The following is a 19,626-nucleotide window of genomic DNA, read 5'->3' as shown; positions in this document are numbered from 1 at the left end:
GCCGTTGCGGTCAGGTGGTGAGGCCGGCGTCGCGGGCCACGAGGGCGGCCTGGACGCGGTTGGTGACCTCCAGTGCGGTCAGGATGCGGCTCACGTGTGCCTTGACGGTGCTCTCGCGCATGGCGAGTCGGGTGGCGATGTCGGCGTTGGTGTCGCCCTGGGCGAGCAGCGCGAGCACGTCCCGTTCGCGGGGTGTGAGCCGCTTCAACCGGGCCTGGGCGGCTGTGACTTGGGGCTGTTTCGTGGCGTGGTAGCGGTCGATGAGACGCCGGGCAGCGGTGGGGTGGAGCATGGCCGACCCGGCGGCCACCAGGTGGACGGCCCGCAGGATCTCGGCGGGGTCGGTGTCCTTGAGGAGGAACCCGTCGGCTCCGGCGGCGAGGGCGTCGTAGACGTATTCGTCGAGGTCGAAGGTGGTCAGGGTGATCACCTTCGGGGGGTGCGGGAGGGCCCGTAGCCGGGTCGTGGCGGTGATGCCGTCCATGCGGGGCATCCGTACGTCGACGAGGGCCACGTCGATGCGGTGTGCGGCGGCCAGCTCGAGGGCCTGCAGTCCGTCGGCGGCCTGGGCCACAACCTCGATGCCGGGGTCGCCTTCGAGGAGGTCGGTCAGGCCGAGGCGGACCAGGGCGTCATCGTCGACGATCATGGCGCGGATCATGTGGGGGTGCCGTTCTGCTCGGTGCCGAGGGGGTGGGGGATGCGGGCGGCCACGCGCCACGCGCCCGCTCCGGCCGGTCCGGCGTTCAGCCGGCCGCCGAGGGCGGTGACGCGTTCGCGCAGGCCGACGAGTCCGTAGCCACTGCCGACGGTGTCCGTACGGGGAGTGCCGGCGGGGTTGGTGACCTCGACGAGGGTGGCGGGCGGCTGGTAGTCGACGCGTACGGTCACCGGAGCACCGTCGGCGTGCTTGCGGGCGTTGGTCAGTGCTTCCTGGACGACGCGGTGCACGGCCAGGCGGTGGGTGGTGGGCGCCTGTTCGGGACGGCCGTCGGTGGTCAGCTCGACGTGCTGGCCGGCGGCGCGGGCCTCGTCCGCCAGTTCCCCCACCTCCCTCATCACCGGCGGGAGCGCGGCTCTGGCCGGCGTGGCGTCGGGGTCCCGCAGCACACCGAGTACGTCACGCAGATCGGTGAGGGCTTCGACGGACGCCGTGCGCAGCAGACCGAGTCGTTCGACGACCGGGGCGGGCAGCATGTCGCCCTTGGTGGCCAGCACGCCGGTGTGCAGGGCGATCAGGCTCAGGCGGTGGGCCAGGACGTCGTGCATCTCGGCGGCGATACGCGACCGTTCCGCGATGCGGGCCGCTTCCTCGCGCAACTGCGACTCGACGCGCAGGTGCTCGACGTCGGCCGCCAGTGCCTGGACCAGGCGGCGCCGGCCACCCCGCCACAGCCCGACGAGCACGGCCAGCACCGGGAGAAGCAGGGTGGACGCGTAGGACTGTGCCGTCCACAGGGAGGTGGCCCGGTAGCTGAGCAGGTTGGCGCCCAGGGCGGCGACGGCACATCCCACCGCCACCCGCGCCCGGCGATCCATGGCCAGGTCGAACAGGGCGACCGTCAGCAGCGGCAGTAACGGCCATCCCCACCATGCCGTGGCCACGGTGACCAGCAGCGGTGCGACGGGCCAGCGCAGCCGGGGCACGAGCAGGGCCACTCCGCACACCAGCGCCGCGGCGATGACGGGGGCCAGGCGGCGCCCGTCGAACGAGATGTCGTTCAGCGCGGCGGCCAGTACGCACAGCGCAACGAGTGCGCCCCGCCCGTAGGCCGCCCATCTGTGGCCTTCTCTGCTGCTCACCGGGCCCATGCTAGGCAGGCCGGTGTGCCGTTCCGTCCGGCGATCGACGATGCTCACCCCCTACTTTCGTAGGGGTACGCCGTCGCAGAACTGCGGATCCAACCCCGAGCTCGGCTTTCTAGCGTCGATTCCATGAACGACTGGACCACCTCCCACGACCGTGTCCTGGCGCAGCGCAACGCCGAAGGCTGGATGTTCCTGATCGAAGCGGCCCGTGATCTGCGCACCACGGGTGCCATAGCCCCCAGCGGTACGGCCCTGGCCCGCGCGCTCACCGAGCCGGTACGGGCTCAGGCGCCCCGCCCGCTGGCGGTGCTGGAAGCCGGTGCCGGCACCGGTCCGGTCACCCGTGCCCTGATCCCGCGGCTGTCCCGCGGCAGCCGCCTGGACATCGTCGAGGCCAACCCCCGTTTCGCCGCGCGACTGCGCCACCTCGTCACCACGCACCCGCACCTGGCTGCCAGTCCGGCGCAGGTGACCGTGCATCAGACGTACGTCGAGCAGCTCGACACCGACCAGCGGTACGACGTCATCGTGTCGGGGCTCCCGCTGACCAACTTCAGGCCTGCGCAGGTCGAGCGGATCATGGCCCGCTACCTGGAGCTCCTCCACCCCGGCGGCACGCTGACCTACTTCGCCTACCTCGGCACCCGCAGGGCCCGCGCCCTGGCGGCATCGCGAGCCGAGGCCCGCCGGCACGCCGCCGTCGACGAGATCATGGCCGCCTACCAGCGGACGTACGCCACGGGCCGCTGGACGGTATGGGCCAACCTGCCCCCGGCCTGCGTCTGGCACCTGCAACGTCCCCTCCTCTCCGCGGAGCACCCCGAGCCGCAGTTCGACGGGGCGAGGCGGTGAACGCGCTGTCCGAACTCCTCGGCGACCTCCCGCCGACCGCGGCGTACGCGGTGGTGGCCGCCGCCGTCCTGGCCGAGTCGATCCTTCTCGTCGGCGCTTTCATCCCCACGCTGACCCTGCTCCTGACCGCCGGCGCACTGGCCCGCACCGGCCCCCTCAGCCTTCCCCTCGTCATCGCCGCCGCGGCCGGAGCCGTGGTGGCGGGCGACCTCCTCGCACACCGCACCGGCAGGTTCCTCGGCGGCCGGCTGCGCCAGGGCCCGATGGGCCGTCGTATACCGGGCGCCGCCTGGCACCGGGCCGAGACGCTGATGACGCACCACGGCGGCCGGGCGGTCTTCCTGGCCCGCTTCCTGCCGGTGGTGCGCACCCTCGCCCCGCACTCCGCGGGCGTCACCGGCCTGCCCTACCGCCGCATCGCCCCGTACAGCGTCGTCGCCGCGTGTGTATGGGCCACGGCGGAAGCCGGTGTCGGATATGCCGCCGCGACCTCTCTCCAGCGCGTCCTCACCCTGGGCGGCCCTGCCGTCGCCCTGGCCGCGCTGGTGGTGATCGGGGGTGTCCTGCTGTGGCGGACATGGTCAGGCAGGCCGGACGAGGCCGGTGTCGAAGGCGAAGATCACCGCTTGGACCCGGTCCCGGACCCCGATCTTGGTGAGGATGCTGCTCACGTGTGACTTGACGGTGGACTCGGCGAGGGACAGGTGTTCGGCGATCTCGGTGTTGCTCCAGCCGGTCGCCATGGCGGTGAGCACCTCGCGTTCGCGGTTGGTGAGGCGGCCCAGCTGACGTTGCTGTTCGGGCGTGTGGCCCGGCAGCCGGCTGCCGAAGGCGTCGATGAGCTTGCGGGTCAGACCGGGCGAGATGACGGCGTCCCCGGCGGCCACCGCGCGGATGCCGGCGACGAGTTCGTCGGGCATGGCGTCCTTCAGCAGGAACCCGGAGGCCCCGGCGCGCAGGGCGTCGTAGGCGTATTCGTCGAGGTCGAAGGTGGTCAGGACCAGGATGCGGGAGCGGCCGCCGGACTCGACGATGCGTCTGGTGGCCTCGATGCCGTCCATGCCGGGCATGCGGACGTCCATGAGGACGACGTCGGGTTTGAGCTCGGCGGCCTTGCGGACGGCTTCGGCGCCGTGGGTGGCCTCGCCGATGAGGGTGAGGTCGGGGTGCTGTTCCAGGAGCATGCTGAAGCCGAGGCGTTGCAGGGCCTGGTCGTCGACGATGAGCACGGTGGTCATGTGCGGGGGTGCTCCCTTGTTGCCGTTGGGGTCGTGTTGGCGGGCGGGGCGGTCAGGAGGCGGGCGTGGACGCTCCAGCCGCCCTCGCGGTTGGGCCCGGCGGTGACCCGGCCCTGGTAGATGGCCGCTCGCTCGCGCATCCCGACCAGACCGCGGCCACTTCCGGTGCCCCGTCTGCGGGACCGGGGTGTCCGCGGGGGGCCGGTGTCCTCGACATCGACCTGGACCGTGTCGGAACCGACGGACACCCGGACGCTGACCGAGGTGTCTGCGGCGGCGTACTTGAGGGTGTTGGTGAGGGCTTCCTGGACGATGCGGTAGACGGCGAGCTGGAGACCGGGGGCCGGTGCGGTGAGGTCGCCGTCGGTGCTGAGGGTGACGGCCGTACCGGCCGCGCGGACCCGTTCGATCAGCGGATCGAGGTCGGCCAGGCCGGGCTGCGGGGCGAGCGGGGCCTCGTGCGGCCGGTCGCTCTCGTCGCCGATGACGGCGAGGAGGCGGCGCAGTTCGGCGAGGGCGCTGCGGCCGCTGCCGGCGATGATCCGCAGGGTCTCGGCACCGCGGTGCGGCTTCGCCTCGGTCAGGCCCGCCGCGCCGTCGGCCAGACCGACGATCACGGCGAGGGTGTGGCCGAGGATGTCGTGCATCTCCTTGGAGACGCGGGCGCGTTCCTGGGCGACGGCGAGGCGGGCCTGCTGGTCCTTCTCCTTCTGCAGGGCGGCGATGACGACGTTGACCAGCCGGGTGGCTAGGCCGAGGCCGGCGATGGCCGTCACCGTCACCACCCCCAGCAGGATGAGGATCTCCGGCCGTGCGGCGTACTGCAGCTGCCCGTCGCGCCAGAGCGTGGCGGCCCAGGCGACGAGCTGGGTCAGGGATACGGCGACGGCGATGAGCAGCCGACCGGGGGTGGCGAAGCGGCCGACGTTGAACAGGGCCACGATGCGGGCGACGTCGGCACTGGCGTTGGCGCCGTGGAGGGATCCGGTGGACTCCGTCAGCACGGCGCCGGCGGTGACGAGCGCGAAGACCAGCATGGGCCTGCGCTCCCGCCACACCAGCGGAACGGCCACGGCGACGGTGAGGACCAGCTCTTCGGCCACCCCGGGTCCGCCGACGGAACGGAGTACGGACGGCAGTCCCAGGGCGGCGCAGAACAGCGGTACGCCCCACCTCCGGACCCGGGGGTGGGCCCGGTCCGCCCACCGCCAGGACGACAGCCACGCGATGATCGACACGATGACCCGCTGCTCGGCGTCGCTGGTCAGCGCCTCGGGCAGCTCGGGCCGGGAATCATGTGGCGGCGTGGGGGTCAAGGTCTGTGCCCTTCGCGGTGCGGGCGGGCGGCGCCTGGGACGGAGCGCCGACCTGGACCGATCGCTCTTCCGTGATCGTAAGAGGTCCTGCGTGGAGGGGCCTGCCGGGCCCGGACTTCAGTACGGGGTTTCGTCATCCTCGCGGCCGCCATGAGGCGATCGTGTGGAGCACGGCAGCGGCCATACCCTGCTCGCCGTGCGCGTTCGGGTGGACGGCGGCGGCCGGGCTGCTGGGCCGGAGGGGCTCTATCCAGCGGGATTTCTGCGCGGAGCAGGCGTCGTGGCCGACGGACGGGGCGTAGGTGTCGACGTACGTCGCTCCCGCGGCCTCGGCCTGCTCGTGCAGCATGGTGTTGAGCTGCTCCCCCTTGTCGTGCAGGTAGTTCGCGTCGCCGGGTGCGAGGGGCAGCTCCCGGCCGCAGCCCTTCCCTTCGGCGGGCAGGATCGACGGATAGCCGACGACGTAGACCCGGGCCTTCGGCGCGCGACGTTCGATGTCGGCCAGCGCCGCGGAAAGCCTTCGGCCGGTTGCCTGGATCTTCTGTGTCACTTCGTCGGTGCCGCCGTCGACGTACTGCTTCTCGCAGGGCGCGTCGTCGGAGAAGAGACGACCGCTGCCGGTCGCGCGGTACATCGCGCCCATCGTGACGCATTTCGTGACCGTCGAGCCGAAGCCGATGTCGTTGCCGCCGATGCCCAGGGTGACCAGTCGCGTCCGTGTCGAGAGGGCCGCGAGCTGGGCGGGGTTGGTGCCGTTGGACGTCTTCTGCGGCGCGGTGAGCGCGGTGATGGTGGCGCCGCTGCAACTGACGTCATGGAAGTCGGCGGCGGGCACGCCGAGTTGGCGTGCCACCAGGGCGGGGTAGTTGTGGTCGGAGCGGTCGCAGCCGGCCGGTGTCCCGGACTGTCGGGGGATCTTCGGGCCGGAGGTGTAGGAGTCGCCGAGAGCGACGTAGGGCCCCGGCCGCGGTCGCTCGTCTCGGAAGCCGTCCCGGTTGCCGTCCGGCCGTCCGATGAGGACGGCGGTGAGCAGAACGCCGCAGCTCACGATTCCGGCCAGAGCTGCGCGTGCGTAGGCTCCCATGGGTTTTCTCCTGTCGTCGTGGCGGTGCTGGACCGGGCGAGCACGTGGAGGACGGCGTGGACGGTCCAGCCGCCGTGCGGGTTGGGGCCGGCGGTGACCTCGCCCCGGTAGAGGGCGGCGCGCTCGCGCATACCGACCAGGCCCCGGCCACCACCGGTCGGGCCACGGCGGGCACGTGGGGTGCGGGGCGGGCCGGTGTCCTCGACGGTGAGGCGCACGGTGCCGGGGGCGGCGGCGAGGGAGACGTGGGCCGAGGTGTCGTGGACGGCGTACTTGACCGTGTTGGTCAGGGCTTCCTGGACGATGCGGTAGACGGACAGCTGGAGTCCGGGGGCCAGGCCGGTGAGGTCGCCGTGCGCGTGCAGGGCGACGGTCAGGCCGGCGGCGCGGACCCGGTCGAGCAGCGCGTCGAGGTCGGCGAGGCCGGGCTGCGGGGCGAGTGGGACGCCGTGCGATCCGTCCCGGCCGTCCTGGTCGTCCTGGTCGTCGTCGATGACGGCGAGCAGGCGCCTCAGTTCGGCCAGGGCGTCGCGGCCGCTGACGCCGATGAGGCGGAGGGTCTGGGCGCCACGTTCGGGCTTGGCCTCGGCGAGAGCGGCGGCGCCGTCGGCGAGGGTGTGGCCGAGGATGTCGTGCATCTCCTTGGAAACGCGGGCGCGTTCCTGCGCGGTGGCGAGCCGGGCCTGCTGGTCGCGTAGTTTCTTCAGCGTGTCGATGTAGGCGTAGGCGGGCCTGAGGAGCAGGCCCAGTGCCGCGAACGCCGCCATCACGGCCATCGCAGCCATCACCATCAACGTCACGGGCTCGGGACGTGTGACGTACTCCAGTTGCCGGCCGCGCCAGAAGAAGTAGGCCCATGCGACCAGTTGCACGAGGGTGATGCCGGTGGCGACCGCCAGTCGGCGTGGGCTGCAGTGACGGCCGACATTGAAGAGGGCGACCACCCGGGCGAACTCGGCGCCCGTCAGCACACCGAGAGGAAGGGACACGATCGAGACGGCCGTGGTGAGGGCGAAGACGAGCAGGGGCCGACGTTCCCGCCACAGCAACGGGAGGCAGAAGGCGAGGACGATCGGCAGCTGGGGGTCGCCGACGTTGTGGGGATGGGCGTAGGCGTCGCTGCCGACCGCGAGGCAGAACACCGGGACCCCCCACCGCCGGACCCGGGGATGGGCCAGGTCGGCCCGCCGCCACGAGGCGAGCCGGGAGACCACCGACGCGATCACCCGCTGCTCGGGATCGCTCGTCAGGGCCTGGAGGAACTGGCGTTCGTCCGAGGGTGGAGCAGGCACGGGGGCACTCGGTGCGGGCACGGGGGTGGGCCCTTCGCAGGGTCGGGCCGCCCGCCGACCCGGGGGGATCGGGCCGGCGGGCGGGGCGGGGAGGACGGCCGGTGAGAGTCGAGTCGGCCGCCACGTCGCCGGTGCTCAAGCCGGTACGGCGGCTCGCTCTCGTCAACTCCTGCGCAAGGGGTTCTTCATCAGCTTCCTGCGGGCCGGTGCCTGCGACTGCGCCGAGTCGGCCTTCTGGGCAGGTGCCTGCGTCTCCGTGGCGTCGGAACCGCGGACGCCGGTGGAGGCATGGGAGGTGCCGTGGTCGTCCGAGCCCGAGTGCACCCCGGCGGCGACACCGGTGAGTACGGGTTCGGGCGCGGAGTCCGGCTGCTCGGCTTCGAGCGCGTGGCGCAGTTTCTCGCCCTCGACGTCCACGTTGGGCAGGATGCGGTCCAGCCACTTCGGCAGGGTCCAGGAGCGGTGGCCGAGCAGGGCCATCACCGCCGGGACGATGGTCATCCGGACGACGAAGGCGTCGAAGAACACGGCGGCGGCGAGCCCCAGGCCGATGGACTTGATCAGAGCCGCGTCGTCGAGGAGGAATCCGGAGAAGACCGAGATCATGATGACCGCGGCGGCGGTGACCACCCGGCCGCTGTGCCGGAAGCCCTGCACGATGGCCTGCGTGGGTTCGGCGCCGTGGACGTACTCCTCCCGCATCCGGGAGACGAGGAAGGCCTCGTAGTCCATGGCGAGTCCGAACACGACGCCGATCAGCAGGATGGGCAGCAGGCTGACGATGGGTCCGGTCTGGTCGACGCCGAAGACGTCCTTCAGCCAGCCCCACTGGAAGACCGCGACCAGGACACCGAGGGTCGAGACCACGCTGAGCAGGAAGCCGACGGCGGCCTTGAGCGGGATCACGATCGACCGGAAGACCAGCAGGAGCAGGATCAGGGCCAGCCCGACGACGATGGCCAGGTAGGGGATGAGGGCGTCGGAGAGCTTGGTGCTGACGTCGATGTTGACGGCGGTCAGGCCGGTGACCATCAGGTCGGCACCGGATTCCTGGTGCAGGGCGGCGCCGTGGTCGCGGATGTCGCCCACGAGGTTCTTGGTGGCCTCGCTGGTGGGGGCGCTCTTGGGGACGGCGCCGAGCAGGGCCACGTCGCCGGCCTGGTTGAAGGAGGGAGGGCGGACGGCCGCGACGTCGTCCAGCTTGCTCAGCATCGTGTACGCGTCCTGGGCGGCCGCCTTGGGATCGTCGCTGCCCCGGGCGTCGACGACCACGGTGAGCGGGCCGTTGAAGCCCGGCCCGAAGCCCTTGCTGAGGGTGTCGTAGGCGATGCGCTGGGTGGTGCCGGGGGGCTTTCCGGAGTCGTCGTTCAGGGCCATCTTCAGGGACATCGTGGGGATGGCCAGCAGGGCCAGGCCGGCCACCGAGACCGCGAGCACCTTGACCGGGTTGCGGGTGACGAACTTCGCCCAGCGCACGCCCATCGACTCGCCCTCGCCGCGCTCCAGCGCCCTCATACGGCGGGTGTGCAGCCTGCCCTTCATGATCCGCGGGCCGGCGAAGCCGAGGACGGCGGGCAGCAGGGTCAGCGCGATGATCACGGCGACGGCCACGGCGAAGGCGGAGGCCAGGCCCATGGAGGTGAGCGTGCCGATGCCGATGACGGTCAGGCCGCTGAGCGCGACGATCACGGTCAGGCCGGCGAAGACGACCGCAGACCCGGCGGTGCCCAGGGCACGTCCGCAGGCTTCCTCGGGTTCGTGGCCGTCGCGGATCTCGTTGCGGTACCGGGAGACGATGAACAGGGCGTAGTCGATGGCGACGGCCAGACCGAGCATCAGTGCCAGGGTCGTGGAGGACGAGGCCAGGTCGAAGAAGTGCGTGGCGAGCGTGACCGACAGAACGGCCGCGGCCACCCCGAGGATCGCGGTGAGCAGGGGCAGTCCGGCCGCGATCATCGAGCCGAAGGTGATCACCAGGACGACGGCGGCGACCCCGACGCCGATCAGCTCGGCGGCCTTGCTGGTCGCCTTGTTCTCGACGGCGTTGCCGCCCAGGCTCACCTTCAGACCCGCCTTCTCGCCCTGGGCGACGACCTCGGTCTGGACGGCGTGCGCCGCCCCGCTGACGTCGGACTGGGCGACCTCGTAGGACACCTGGGTGTAGGCGATGGTGCCCGACCTGCTGACCAGGCCGCTGCTGAAGGGATCGGTGACGCCCGATACTTGCGGCGACTTCTCCAGCCTCGCCACCAGGGACTCGACCTCGGCCCTGTTGGCGGCGGAGGTCAGCTTCTGCCCGCTGGGCGCCTCGAACACCACACGCGCGGTGGCGCCGTCGGCGGAGGCCTGCGGGAACTCCTTCCGCAGCAGGTCGATCGCCTGCTGCGACTGGGTGCCGGGAACGCTCAGGGCCCCTGAGGAGGTGCCGGGCGCAGTCATGGCGCCGATGCCGATGGCGGCCAGGACGGCGACCCACAGCATCACGACGACCCGTCGTCGCCGGAACGCCAGCCGGCCGAGCCGATAGAGGAAGGTGGCCACGGAGTACTCCCACCAGGAGAAGGGATCATTGGGTGAGCCGGTCCTGACTGACCCGCGATCTCAACCTAGGAGCGGTAACGGCCGACCATCCCGTACCGCGGAACCGAATCCGGCGGGGCCGGTTAGTACCCCAGTACTAGGAGCACCGCTGCAGCTGCTTGAGCAGCTTGCGAGTGCGGGGGAAGGTGACGTACCGATCCGGCAGCGGGCCGGCAGGGGTGGCGGTCCTGGTGGATCAGGAGCGCGACGGCAGCCTCAGCGCTGAGAACCCGCTGATGTCCCTGTACTTCGCCTTCGACCTCCCGGGCCTGGCAGCCCGCTGCCTCTACCTGGACCGGATCGAGGACACCCACCTGATGCGCCAAGTCCATTCGCGGATTGCCGAGTTCCGCGAAGCCACAGTGACTCGCCCGCCCCGCCGCTTCCCGCACTGACGACCAGGCCGACAATGCGCTGCCCTGTGCCGTCGCCGCGTCCCAGGAACGATGTCACGGTCAGCGGGGCCGTGGGCTACGGAGCAGTCCGGCTTCCCCGGAGTATCTCGATACCCACTCGGTCGGCGTCCTCCGGTACCGCGTCGAGGCGATGGATCAGCACCCAGCGACCGTCGTCCATCGCCTCACCGCCGGACTGGCCGACAAGGCGTATTCCTCCCGCGCGATCCGCGAGCACCTGCGCAAGCGCGGCATCCGGGCGGTGATCCCCGTCCCCGCCGACCAGCGCGGACACCGGCTACGTCGGGGCAGCCGCGGCAGCAGGTCACCGGCCTTCGACCGCGCGAGCGACGAGCAGCGCAACGCGGTCGAGCGGTGCGTCAACCGCCTGAAGCAGTGGCGCGGCCTCGCCGAGGGCGTGCGGCGGTCCCCCGCGCCACAGCTCAGAGCTGGATGATCGGGCGCATCGCCAGTCCTTCGGTGCCGGCCCAGCCGTTCACCCGCGCCGCGTCGTCGACGGAGACGGTGTCGAGACCGTCGGGCAGGTCGAAGATGAGCGTGCCGCTCAGTTCGGTGCCCTCGCCGGCGACCAGGGTGGCGGTGAAACGGTCGGACTGGTCGTACTCCGCCTCGCCGCCCTCGTCGTTGCCGAAGACGTACAGGCCGGCGTACGCCTTGCCGCCTCCCTCGACGACGACGGGTTCGGTGTCCGGCTCTCCGAGCGTATCGACGATCGGGGCGTCGTTGCCGGCCTTGAGCCGCACCTGCGGCGCGTCGTTGAGGACGCACGGCGTCCTGGTGCTGTTGGTGACGGTCAGCAGGAAGTGGCGGGGGGTCTCCCCTGAACCGTCCTGGAGCTCGACCGCGGTGTTGAGCCCGGCGACCTGGCAGTCGGCGTACGCGGTGCCGTTGCCGCCGCCGGTCTCGCCGCTGTCCCCGGTGCCCGCGCCCGTCGTGCTGCTGCTGCCGGTCCCGGAGTCGCCCGAGGGCTCGGTGCTCTCCGACGTACTCCCCCCGGCCGAGGCGGAGCCCGAGCGGGCGGCGGTCGGCGATGCGGCTGACTTGTCGTCATCCCCGGAGGGCTGGCAGGCGGTGACCGTCAACAGAGCCGCGACCATGGTCGCGCCCAGGACGGCGCCACGCAGGCCCCGACGCGATGAGCCGGCTCCGACCGTCTTCGAGTTCATGCCGTTTCCTCTTCCCCCGTGACCGACCCGAAGTCGGTCGATGTGTACGCGACATGGCCAGTCTTGCCACTTGAGGGAGCCGGGTGACCATCGGCCCGCGTTTGTTACAGCCCTCGCACGAACCGGCAGCCGTGGCGTGACCATGACGCCGAGAGCCGCTGCTGAAGATGAGAGTCGATCTGCCCGCCGGGACATGGGGAATGAGTGCGGGGCTGACCACGGCTCTTTTGTTGAGCCGGAACTGATGGCTTTCCTACTGGATCGTGTAGCGGACGTGGCCGGCGTCGGCTGAGGTGGCTCGGGCTGCGTGGACGTGGTGCTTCGGATCAGCGTTCAATAGCTCGTCGGGAATCAATTCAGGCCTGTAGCCGGGCATCAGGTGCAGTTCCACGTGCTCGGCGTTCTCGGCGAGAGACCGCATCGCCACGCAGGCCCTCGTCGACGAGGAGACCCTCCTCACCCCGAGAAGAGACGGGCTCCGAGGCGCCCGCCACTGCGCGGTCTTCCGGGAGGTCCACTCCCTGCTGTTCGGCGCCCCGTTGGAAGCGGCGGCGGGCCATGGCCGGGGCGCCACGCGTGCCTGGCTCAGGGGGCGCCTCGAGATCGCCACCACGAACTGGTGGCGCGCGGGCTCACCAGCCAGGCCATCGGAGCGGACCGGCTCTACGTCAGCCGGCGTACCGTAGAGCCCCCTGTCTCCGCGCTTTCCACAAGACCGGGGTCTCCTCACGTACCGCCCCGGCCACACTGATGGCCCGCCACCGCGCCGGGAGCCGTTCGGAGACGCCCGCGCGGAGCAAGGACTGAGCCTGGTCCAGGTGCCCTCGGCGGTGATCGGTGAGTCTTTGCGAACCGGCCACCGCCGCCCCGGCCGGGAAGCCGCCTACCTGACGTCGACGAAGTCGCCGGGCGCCGTCGCGGAGCCGGTTGTGGTGGTGCCGGCGAACACGAAGCGGTAGTAGCCGTCGGAGCCGGCCTTGGTGGTGGTGCTCAGGGCGCCGGTGCTGTTCGTCTTGACCGTCTTGAGGGTGGTGTAGGTGTTGCTGCCCTTCTTGCGGAACTGCAACTTCACCGGCTGGTTCGTGTATCCCGCGTACTTCCCGGTGGCCCAGTTGGCGCGGCTCAGCTTGCCGGTGACCGTGATGGTCTTGCCCTTCTTCACCGGCTCCGGGGTGGCGTTGGCGGTCAGCTTGGCGGCCCGCTTGATCTTGGTCCTGGCGACGTCGTCGTCGTAACTGGCGTTCGTGTAGAGGTCGTAGGCGCCCAGGAAGAGTTTCCAGGTCCCCGCGGTGCCGTTGCCGTCCTTGAAGGCGACCGCGGGGTCGATGGTGAAGACCGTCTTGCAGCTGTAGCTGTAGCCGTTCTCGACCGGCGTCTCCGTGCAGGTGGGGTAGTCGTCCGACTCCAGGCTGCCGGTGATGGTGTCCGTGCTCGAACTGTCGGTGCCCTGCCACAGGAACGCCTGGGTGATGGCTACGCCTTCCTCGTCGAAGGCGGTGAACGTGACAGGAACGGCCTTCTTGCCCGTTACGCCGAGAACGATGTCTTTGCCCTTGTTGACGACTCCGTCCTTGAATGTCGTGCCGCCCAGCGCGTCCTGCGGCCGGACGTTCTGCGAGGCGAAGACTCTGAGATCCGTCGCCGCCCCAGGGTGCTCCGCTGCCTGGGCGGCGCCCGGAAGAACGAGCGCGGAGAGTGCGACGGCGCCGGAAAGGACGGTGGCCGCAGTGGGTATACGCATGTGAATCCCCCAAGGTGAGGTCGGGTGGCCCTGCCGAACTGACCTTATGACAAGGTCTGTTGATGTGGTGAAGATTCGGTGCATGCCCGGATCCCGCGGAGGGGCTCAGGGCGCGGGCAGAGGGCTGTCGGGCAGAGTTCGTCGGGTAGAAGTCCGTCCGCCGGGAGCCCGGTGCGGGTACATCGGCCGGGTCGCCGGTGGGCTTGCCGTCCGGGCCGCACACCTGCGGTGCCAAGGGCCGGGACAGTTCGTGGTCGGCGACCCGCTGCGACCGGAAGTCCACGCGACGCCCAGGGGCGAGGGGCTGCGGTCCGCCGCACAGGAGGACGCAGACAGGGCGGCGGTGATCTTCCGCTCGGCGCTCGCGTCCGCATGGAGCTCGACGCGTTCACCCCGGCTGATGTCGAAGCATTAGTCGGGTCACGTTCCGCCGAGAGGCGTTCGCCGTCGGCGCCGTTCGCGACTCCGTACACCGGCTTCCAGAACTCGACCTGCACGGTGATCTTCCGGCGCAGAGCGGGCCGTTGGGCCCCGGCGGGCAGTTGTCGTGGCAGCGGGACGCCCCGGTCGGATACGGCGGAGTGAGAGAGGGGGCCGGCGAAGGGCTCGTTCGGACACCCCTGTCGTACTTGCTCCAGGGGGCGGCGTCTCGGTTCTCCCGGCGCGATGACCGGCACGACGGGGTCTTTCGGCCCGGGTACGCGACACCAGCCGTCGAACTCGGTCGGATCCGAGCCGCTCGCCGGGTTGTCCGCCGCGTACGTGTACCCGCCCGTCTGGTTCTGGTCGCCGCCTGGAACAGCGGGTCGGGCATGAGGAAGCGCCCCAGGACGGGTCGTAGTTGTGCGCCCCGGGGCAGGTCCAAGCCGGTCACCGAGTCCGTCGGCTTGCCCAGGGAGGCATGGTTCTCGTCCGCCGATCCCCACGTCGACGGCTCCGAGCCCCTCGGGTTCCTGTACGGGTCGTCATACCGACGCGTGACGACGAGGCCGCCTCCTCATGGGCGTACAGGCACAAGCCCTGCCGCCACCGACCACCGAACGAGCGGCCCGTCAGACCCCCTCGGCCACCGTCATCCAGCGCCACTGGGTGAACTGCTCCAGATTGGCGGTGCCGCCGATGCGGGAGCCGTTGCCCGATGCTCCCATTCCGCCGAAGGGGGCGTTCGCGGCGTCCTTGGCAGAGACGTCGTTGAGGTGCACCATGCCGGTGCGCAACTGGTCGGCGATGGCCGCGGCCCGCGGCACCGAACGGGAGTGCACGGCCGCTGTGAGGCCGTACACGGTGTCGTTGGCGACCTCGATGGCCTCCGCGTCGGTACGGAAGGCGACGACAGGGGCGACCGGCCCGAAGATCTCCTCGGTAAAGGCGGGCATGGTCCGCGCGACGTGGTCCAGGACGGTGGGCGGGTAGAACAGCCCGTCGCGGCGTCCGCCGGCCAGCACCCGTGCCCCGGCGGCCACGCTCTCGTCCACGATGCGTTCGATGTTCGCCGCCTGGCGCTCGCTGATCACGGGACCGAGGGCCACACCCTCCTCGCGGGGGTCGCCGACCCGCAGCGCGTCGGCCTGTCCGATCAGTGCCTCGGTGTACGGCTCCATGATGTCGGCGTGCACCAGATGACGTCCGGCGGCGACGCAGGCCTGCCCCTGATAGCCGAAGGAACTCATCGCCCCGGCCGCCGCGGCGGCGTCGATGTCCGCGTCGTCGAGCACGACGATCGAGTTCTTGCCGCCCAGTTCCAGGGCCACCCGCTTGAGCCCGTCGCCCGCGGCCCGGGCCACCGCCCGTCCCGCCCGGGTGGACCCGGTGAACACGACCATGGCGACGTGCGGATCGGCCACGACCGCCTCACCGGTGCCGGGGCCTCCCGGCAGGACGTGCAGCAGCCCCTCGGGCAGTCCGGCCTCCTCGAACAGCCGCGCCACGACGACGCCGCCGGACACCGGCGTGTGGGGATCGGGTTTGAGCAGGACGGCGTTGCCCAGCACAAGGGCGGGCGCGAGGGCCCGCATGGCGAACAGCAGGGGGGCGTTCCAGGGGTTGATGACGCCGACCACACCCAGCGGTACCCGCCACGCACAACTGGTCCGGCCCGGCGTCGAGGGGCTCAGGATCTCGCCGCGAGGCAGCGAGGCGAGCCCGGCGGCCTGCGACAGCTGACTGAGTCCGGCCGCGATCTCGTAGTCGCCCTTCGCCGGGACGCCTCCGGACTCCCTGACGATCCACTGGCGGACGTCCCCGCTGTGGTCGCGCAGTGCCCGGGCGGTACGGAGCAGCACCTCGGCGCGCTCCTGAGGTGCCGTCTCGGCCCAGGCCCGCTGAGCCCGGGCGGCCAGGGCGCCGGCCCGGGCGACATCCGCGGGCGCCGCCACACCCACCTCCGCCAGCCGCTCCCCCGTCGCCGGTTCGGTCACCGGCTGGGTCCCGCCCCCGGACTGCCGCCAGCCGCCGCTGTAGATCTTCCCGGTCCAATCGGCCGCGTCCGGCCATGTCCCCTCGCTGGTGGCAGTCATGGCAGGACCCCCATCATCGATACATTGGTAGCCTTTTGAGACTTATGACCTTGTTAAGCTTATATGTTCAACCACTTCCCTGTCGGTTGCTCGCGGCCGGGCCGGGACGCACGGTGGAAAGACCGAGGTGAGGGCGGATGAACGTGATGACGGGTTCTGAAGCCGCCGACGACGATCGGGCGGCCTTGCGGCCGGAGGACCCCGTCGACGAGTCGGCCACGGCCAGAGCCACCGTGGATCCCCACGGCATTGTGACCGGGTGGAGCGAGGGCGCACGGCGACTGCTCGGATACCGGTCCGCGGAGGTCATCGGCCGGCTCGCGGCGCCGTTGCTCGCCGCGGAGCCGCCCTTGGAGGCGCTGCGCTCCCTGCACACGCTGCCGAGGTGGAACGGGGCGGCGACTCTCCTGCACTCGGACGGCCACCACCTCACAGTGAACCTGCTGGCCCACCGCCGGGAACCCCACTCCGATGACGACGGGGGCGACGAGTGGCTCCTGGTCTCCCCCCTGGCCCGGCCGCCGTCGCCCCTCCAGGACAACGCGCTGCTGAGGTGGGCGTTCACCCAGTCCCCGGCCACGTCGGCGCTCTACGACACCGGTCTGCGGCTGCGGCGGGCGAACGCGGACATGGAGCGGGTGATCGGCCTGCCCGAAGCGGCGATGCAGGGGCTTCGGGTGTCGGAGATCGTGGTCGACTCGGAGGGCGACCGGACGGAACAGTGCATGCGGCGGGCGCTGGAGACCGGAGAACAGCAGCATCTGCAGCAGGTCCTGCGCCTGGCGGGCCACAGGAGCGAGAGCATCTGGTCGACGTCGCTCACCCCCGTGAAGGACGCCGGGGGGACGGTACGGGGCGTGCTTCTCTCCGCCTCCAACGTGACCGAGGAGCACCTGGCCCGACGGCGTCTGGCCCTGCTCAACGAGGCCAGTATCCGCATCGGCAGCACCCTGGATCTGGCCCGGACCGCGCAGGAACTGGCCGACGTCTCCATTCCGCACCTCGCGGACTTCGTCACCGTCGACCTGCTTCCCGCCATCGAAGGCGGCGACGACCCACGCGCCAGCTCGCCGCCCAGCCCGGTCATGCTGCGCCGTGTCGCCTACCAGTCGGTCCTGGAGGGCTGCCCCGAGGTCGTGGTGGAGCGCGGAACAGTGGCCGCCTACCCCGACGAGTCGACCGCGGCCAGGTGCCTGAGCACCGGCCGACCGCTGATCGAGAACGTGACCGCTTCCGCGATGGACCGGGTGGCGAGCCAGACCCCGGACCGGGCCGAACGGATGCGACGCTTTGGCTTCCACTCGGTGCTGGCCGTGCCGATGCGCGCCCGCGGCATCACTCTCGGCGTGGCGACGTACTCCCGCCACCGGCGCCCGGAACCCTTCGAGCGGGACGACCTGCTCCTCGGCGAGGAGATCACCGCCAGGGCCGCGGTCTGCATCGACAACGCCCGCCGCTACGACCGTGAGCGCCGCACCTCCCTCACCCTGCAGAGCAGTCTCCTGCCGCAACGGCTGCCTCCACAGGCCGCCGTCGACGCCGCCTCCCGTTACCTGCCCACCAGCACGCAGGCCGGCGTCGGCGGCGACTGGTTCGATGTGATCCCGTTGTCCGGCGCCCGGGTCGCACTCGTCGTCGGCGACGTCGTCGGCCACGGCATTCATGCCTCGGCCACCATGGGACGGCTGCGCACCGCCGTACGCACCCTCGCCGATGTCGACCTCCCGCCCGACGAGCTGCTGACCCACCTGGACGACCTGGTGATCCGCCTGTCCGCCGAGGCCGAAACCACAGCCGACACCGTCGGCGACATCGGCGCGACCTGTCTGTACGCCGTCTACGACCCGGTCTCCCGACGCTGCACCATGGCTCGCGCGGGCCACCCCGCACCCGCGGTGGCGACGCCGGACGGCACCGTGGAGTTTCCCGACATCCCCGCGGGTCCGCCGCTGGGGCTCGGCGGCCTGCCCTTCGAAGCCACCGAGATCGAACTGCCCGAAGGCAGCCTTCTCGCGCTGTACACCGACGGTCTCGTCGAGGAGCGTGGCCGCGACATCGACGAAGGCCTCGACGCGCTGCGCGAGGTGCTGGCCCGGCCGGCCGCGTCCTTGGAGGACACCTGCGACACCGTGATCCAAAGGCTTCTCCCCGACCGCCCCGCCGACGATGTGGCGCTGCTGATAGCCCGCACCCGCGCCCTGGACGCGGCACATGTCGCCACCTGGGACGTGCCGGCGGATCCCGCAGCGGTCGCCGAGACCCGTAAGAACACACGTCGGCAGCTGGCCACCTGGGGCCTGGACGAGGCCGCCTTCGTCACCGAACTGGTCGTCAGCGAACTCGTCACCAACGCCATCCGCTACGGCGGCGCCCCCATCCAGCTCCGGCTCATCCGGGACCGCAACCTCATCTGCGAAGTCTCCGACGCCAGCAACACCGCCCCCCACCTGCGCCGTGCCCGCACCTTCGACGAAGGCGGCCGCGGCCTGCTCCTCGTGGCCCAGCTCACCCAGGGCTGGGGCACCCGCCAGACCTACGACGGCAAGACGATCTGGGCCGAACAGGTCCTCCCCACGGCCTGAATGACATCGCCCTCCGCGCAGTATCCGCAGCCGGACGAGGCGATGGCCATCGGCGCGCATGTGGTCGGCGACCGCCCAGCCCGCTCCTTGCCGTAGCCGAGGTCTTTCATGCCGGGCTGGTCGGTGTGCGGCGTTGAAGCCGCGGTGGACGGCGATGGACTTGGGGGCGGTGGCGAGGTGGACGACGGCCTGGGCGATCGCCAACTCGCCCTCGGGAGAACCGAGTCGCTCGTACACGTCCCAGGCGGCGAGGGCCTGCTGGATGGCGCGTGGGTGGGCCTGGGAGTTCCTCCGCGGAGTCAGTGGTGGCCTTGGGCAGGGCCGATCCGTTCATGGGTGGTCGGCCTTCTCGGGTGGTGACGGACTGTGGCATCGAAGGAGGCGAAGGGCGCGCGCCACGCGGGCGTGGTGGCAGTCCCATCCCTTCTTCGAAGCCGACGGGAGGGGCGGTAGGCTGCGGACGCGTGATGGTCGAATAGCGACACTCCGGGCCGAGCAGGCAGGCCGGACCAGCTGCGGTTCCGCTCTACGGTTTTCAGCCCCCGGTCGGTACCCCGTACGGCCTTGAGGTGAGCACCGTCGAGGACTTCTTCGCCCAGCACGACGACTGGCCGTGGAACCCACCCCGTCCGGGCCGTGCCACCTTCCACTACCTCATCGCCGTCACCGAGGGCGAGCTGCTGCACGACGTCGACCACGTCACGCGGACCGTCACCCCCGGCCAGTGGCTGTGGGTGCGTCCCGGGCACGCGCAGTGCTGGCATCCGCCCGGCGCGGCCCGCGGCCCGTTCATCCTGTTCGAACCGGACGTGCTGCGACCTGACCTCGCCCGACTTCTGGCCCCGCTCACCGCGCACGAGGCCCCTGCCGTGCTCAGCCCGCACCCCGACGACACCGCCTGGCTCCACCAGACGGCACTCCAACTCCTGGACGAACACCGCGCACTGGGACGCCGCCCCCTCGACATCCACCACGCCCTGCGCCGCAGCCTGCTCGAATCACTGCTGCTGCGCCTGGCCAACTCCCCAGGCATC

At 71.2% G+C, this 19,626-nt stretch carries 14 protein-coding genes and 3 pseudogenes; 6 read left to right on the top strand and 11 right to left on the bottom strand.

Features of this window, described 5'->3' with window-relative positions; translation table 11 throughout:
• Positions 1-10 precede the first annotated feature (10 nt).
• Complete coding sequence (locus ACIRP7_RS33250; protein ID WP_403666867.1) at positions 11-661, bottom strand: response regulator; 651 nt, start codon at positions 659-661, stop codon at positions 11-13.
• The gene (locus tag ACIRP7_RS33245; protein WP_403667291.1) at positions 658-1,812 is read right to left on the bottom strand and encodes a sensor histidine kinase; all 1,155 of its coding nucleotides are present in this window, start codon (positions 1,810-1,812) and stop codon (positions 658-660) included. The genes ACIRP7_RS33250 and ACIRP7_RS33245 overlap by 4 nt, the downstream gene beginning before the upstream one ends.
• A gap of 123 nt (positions 1,813-1,935) precedes the next feature.
• Here ACIRP7_RS33245 and ACIRP7_RS33240 point away from each other — a divergent pair, with 123 nt between their 5' ends.
• Both ACIRP7_RS33240 and ACIRP7_RS33235 read left to right on the top strand, forming a co-directional pair.
• A complete protein-coding gene (locus tag ACIRP7_RS33240; RefSeq protein WP_403666864.1) occupies positions 1,936-2,661 on the top strand; it encodes a class I SAM-dependent methyltransferase in 726 nt (241 codons plus the stop codon).
• Positions 2,658-3,338 carry a DedA family protein gene (locus ACIRP7_RS33235; protein WP_403666861.1) on the top strand — a complete coding sequence of 227 codons (681 nt, stop codon included), beginning with the start codon at positions 2,658-2,660 and terminating at the stop codon, positions 3,336-3,338. The genes ACIRP7_RS33240 and ACIRP7_RS33235 overlap by 4 nt, the downstream gene beginning before the upstream one ends.
• On the opposite strand, the gene ACIRP7_RS33230 is transcribed toward ACIRP7_RS33235, so the two are convergent.
• From ACIRP7_RS33230 to ACIRP7_RS33210, 5 genes are all read right to left on the bottom strand, one after another.
• Positions 3,243-3,899, bottom strand: coding sequence for a response regulator (locus ACIRP7_RS33230; protein ID WP_403666859.1), 657 nt, complete (start codon positions 3,897-3,899; stop codon positions 3,243-3,245). The genes ACIRP7_RS33235 and ACIRP7_RS33230 overlap by 96 nt on opposite strands.
• Positions 3,896-5,215, bottom strand: a complete 1,320-nt coding sequence (locus ACIRP7_RS33225; RefSeq protein ID WP_403666856.1) for a sensor histidine kinase — start codon at positions 5,213-5,215, stop codon at positions 3,896-3,898. The genes ACIRP7_RS33230 and ACIRP7_RS33225 overlap by 4 nt, the downstream gene beginning before the upstream one ends.
• A 133-nt stretch (positions 5,216-5,348) precedes the next feature.
• The gene (locus tag ACIRP7_RS33220) at positions 5,349-6,299 is read right to left on the bottom strand and encodes an SGNH/GDSL hydrolase family protein (RefSeq protein WP_403666854.1); all 951 of its coding nucleotides are present in this window, start codon (positions 6,297-6,299) and stop codon (positions 5,349-5,351) included.
• Complete coding sequence (locus ACIRP7_RS33215) at positions 6,260-7,591, bottom strand: sensor histidine kinase (protein ID WP_403666851.1); 1,332 nt, start codon at positions 7,589-7,591, stop codon at positions 6,260-6,262. The genes ACIRP7_RS33220 and ACIRP7_RS33215 overlap by 40 nt, the downstream gene beginning before the upstream one ends.
• Before the next feature lie 162 nt (positions 7,592-7,753).
• Positions 7,754-10,132, bottom strand: coding sequence for an MMPL family transporter (locus ACIRP7_RS33210; RefSeq protein WP_403666848.1), 2,379 nt, complete (start codon positions 10,130-10,132; stop codon positions 7,754-7,756).
• Between the two features lie 185 nt (positions 10,133-10,317).
• On the opposite strand from ACIRP7_RS33210, the gene ACIRP7_RS33205 reads away from it, so the two are divergent.
• Both ACIRP7_RS33205 and ACIRP7_RS33200 read left to right on the top strand, forming a co-directional pair.
• Positions 10,318-10,566: a hypothetical protein gene (locus ACIRP7_RS33205; RefSeq protein ID WP_403666846.1), complete on the top strand. Its 249-nt coding sequence runs from the start codon at positions 10,318-10,320 to the stop codon at positions 10,564-10,566.
• 151 nt (positions 10,567-10,717) lie between these two features.
• Positions 10,718-10,978 (top strand): annotated as a pseudogene (locus tag ACIRP7_RS33200) (transposase); the annotation flags it as partial.
• 31 nt (positions 10,979-11,009) lie between these two features.
• Here ACIRP7_RS33200 and ACIRP7_RS33195 read toward each other — a convergent pair.
• The 3 genes from ACIRP7_RS33195 to ACIRP7_RS33185 all read right to left on the bottom strand — a co-directional run bounded on the left by ACIRP7_RS33195 (position 11,010) and on the right by ACIRP7_RS33185 (position 16,010).
• On the bottom strand, positions 11,010-11,753 hold the full coding sequence (locus ACIRP7_RS33195) for a DUF4232 domain-containing protein (RefSeq protein WP_403666843.1): 744 nt from the start codon (positions 11,751-11,753) through the stop codon (positions 11,010-11,012).
• A gap of 883 nt (positions 11,754-12,636) precedes the next feature.
• A complete protein-coding gene (locus ACIRP7_RS33190; RefSeq protein WP_403666840.1) occupies positions 12,637-13,494 on the bottom strand; it encodes a hypothetical protein in 858 nt (285 codons plus the stop codon).
• Between the two features lie 1,052 nt (positions 13,495-14,546).
• Positions 14,547-16,010 carry a benzaldehyde dehydrogenase gene (locus ACIRP7_RS33185; RefSeq protein WP_403666838.1) on the bottom strand — a complete coding sequence of 488 codons (1,464 nt, stop codon included), beginning with the start codon at positions 16,008-16,010 and terminating at the stop codon, positions 14,547-14,549.
• 137 nt (positions 16,011-16,147) lie between these two features.
• On the opposite strand from ACIRP7_RS33185, the gene ACIRP7_RS33180 reads away from it, so the two are divergent.
• Positions 16,148-18,592, top strand: a complete 2,445-nt coding sequence (locus ACIRP7_RS33180) for a SpoIIE family protein phosphatase (RefSeq protein ID WP_403666835.1) — start codon at positions 16,148-16,150, stop codon at positions 18,590-18,592.
• Between the two features lie 117 nt (positions 18,593-18,709).
• On the opposite strand, the pseudogene ACIRP7_RS33175 reads toward ACIRP7_RS33180, so the two are convergent.
• Positions 18,710-18,895 (bottom strand): annotated as a pseudogene (locus ACIRP7_RS33175) (hypothetical protein); the annotation flags it as partial.
• A 266-nt stretch (positions 18,896-19,161) separates the two neighbouring features.
• On the opposite strand from ACIRP7_RS33175, the pseudogene ACIRP7_RS33170 reads away from it, so the two are divergent.
• Positions 19,162-19,626 (top strand): annotated as a pseudogene (locus ACIRP7_RS33170) (AraC family transcriptional regulator); the annotation flags it as partial.

It is taken from the genome of Streptomyces sp. NPDC102270, from assembly GCF_044766405.1.
Taxonomy (GTDB): domain Bacteria; phylum Actinomycetota; class Actinomycetes; order Streptomycetales; family Streptomycetaceae; genus Streptomyces.
The sequence above is the reverse complement of the archived record's forward strand: the minus strand, read 5'-3'. Positions and strand labels throughout refer to the sequence as shown.

Coding starts and splice junctions, on each gene's coding strand:
- ACIRP7_RS33245 (WP_403667291.1), bottom strand. CDS start 1,812: ATGGGCCCGGTGAGCAGCAGAGAAGGCCACAGATGGGCGGCCTACGGG.
- ACIRP7_RS33250 (WP_403666867.1), bottom strand. CDS start 661: ATGATCCGCGCCATGATCGTCGACGATGACGCCCTGGTCCGCCTCGGC.
- ACIRP7_RS33180 (WP_403666835.1), top strand. CDS start 16,148: ATGAACGTGATGACGGGTTCTGAAGCCGCCGACGACGATCGGGCGGCC.
- ACIRP7_RS33230 (WP_403666859.1), bottom strand. CDS start 3,899: ATGACCACCGTGCTCATCGTCGACGACCAGGCCCTGCAACGCCTCGGC.
- ACIRP7_RS33220 (WP_403666854.1), bottom strand. CDS start 6,299: ATGGGAGCCTACGCACGCGCAGCTCTGGCCGGAATCGTGAGCTGCGGC.
- ACIRP7_RS33240 (WP_403666864.1), top strand. CDS start 1,936: ATGAACGACTGGACCACCTCCCACGACCGTGTCCTGGCGCAGCGCAAC.
- ACIRP7_RS33195 (WP_403666843.1), bottom strand. CDS start 11,753: ATGAACTCGAAGACGGTCGGAGCCGGCTCATCGCGTCGGGGCCTGCGT.
- ACIRP7_RS33185 (WP_403666838.1), bottom strand. CDS start 16,010: ATGACTGCCACCAGCGAGGGGACATGGCCGGACGCGGCCGATTGGACC.
- ACIRP7_RS33190 (WP_403666840.1), bottom strand. CDS start 13,494: ATGCGTATACCCACTGCGGCCACCGTCCTTTCCGGCGCCGTCGCACTC.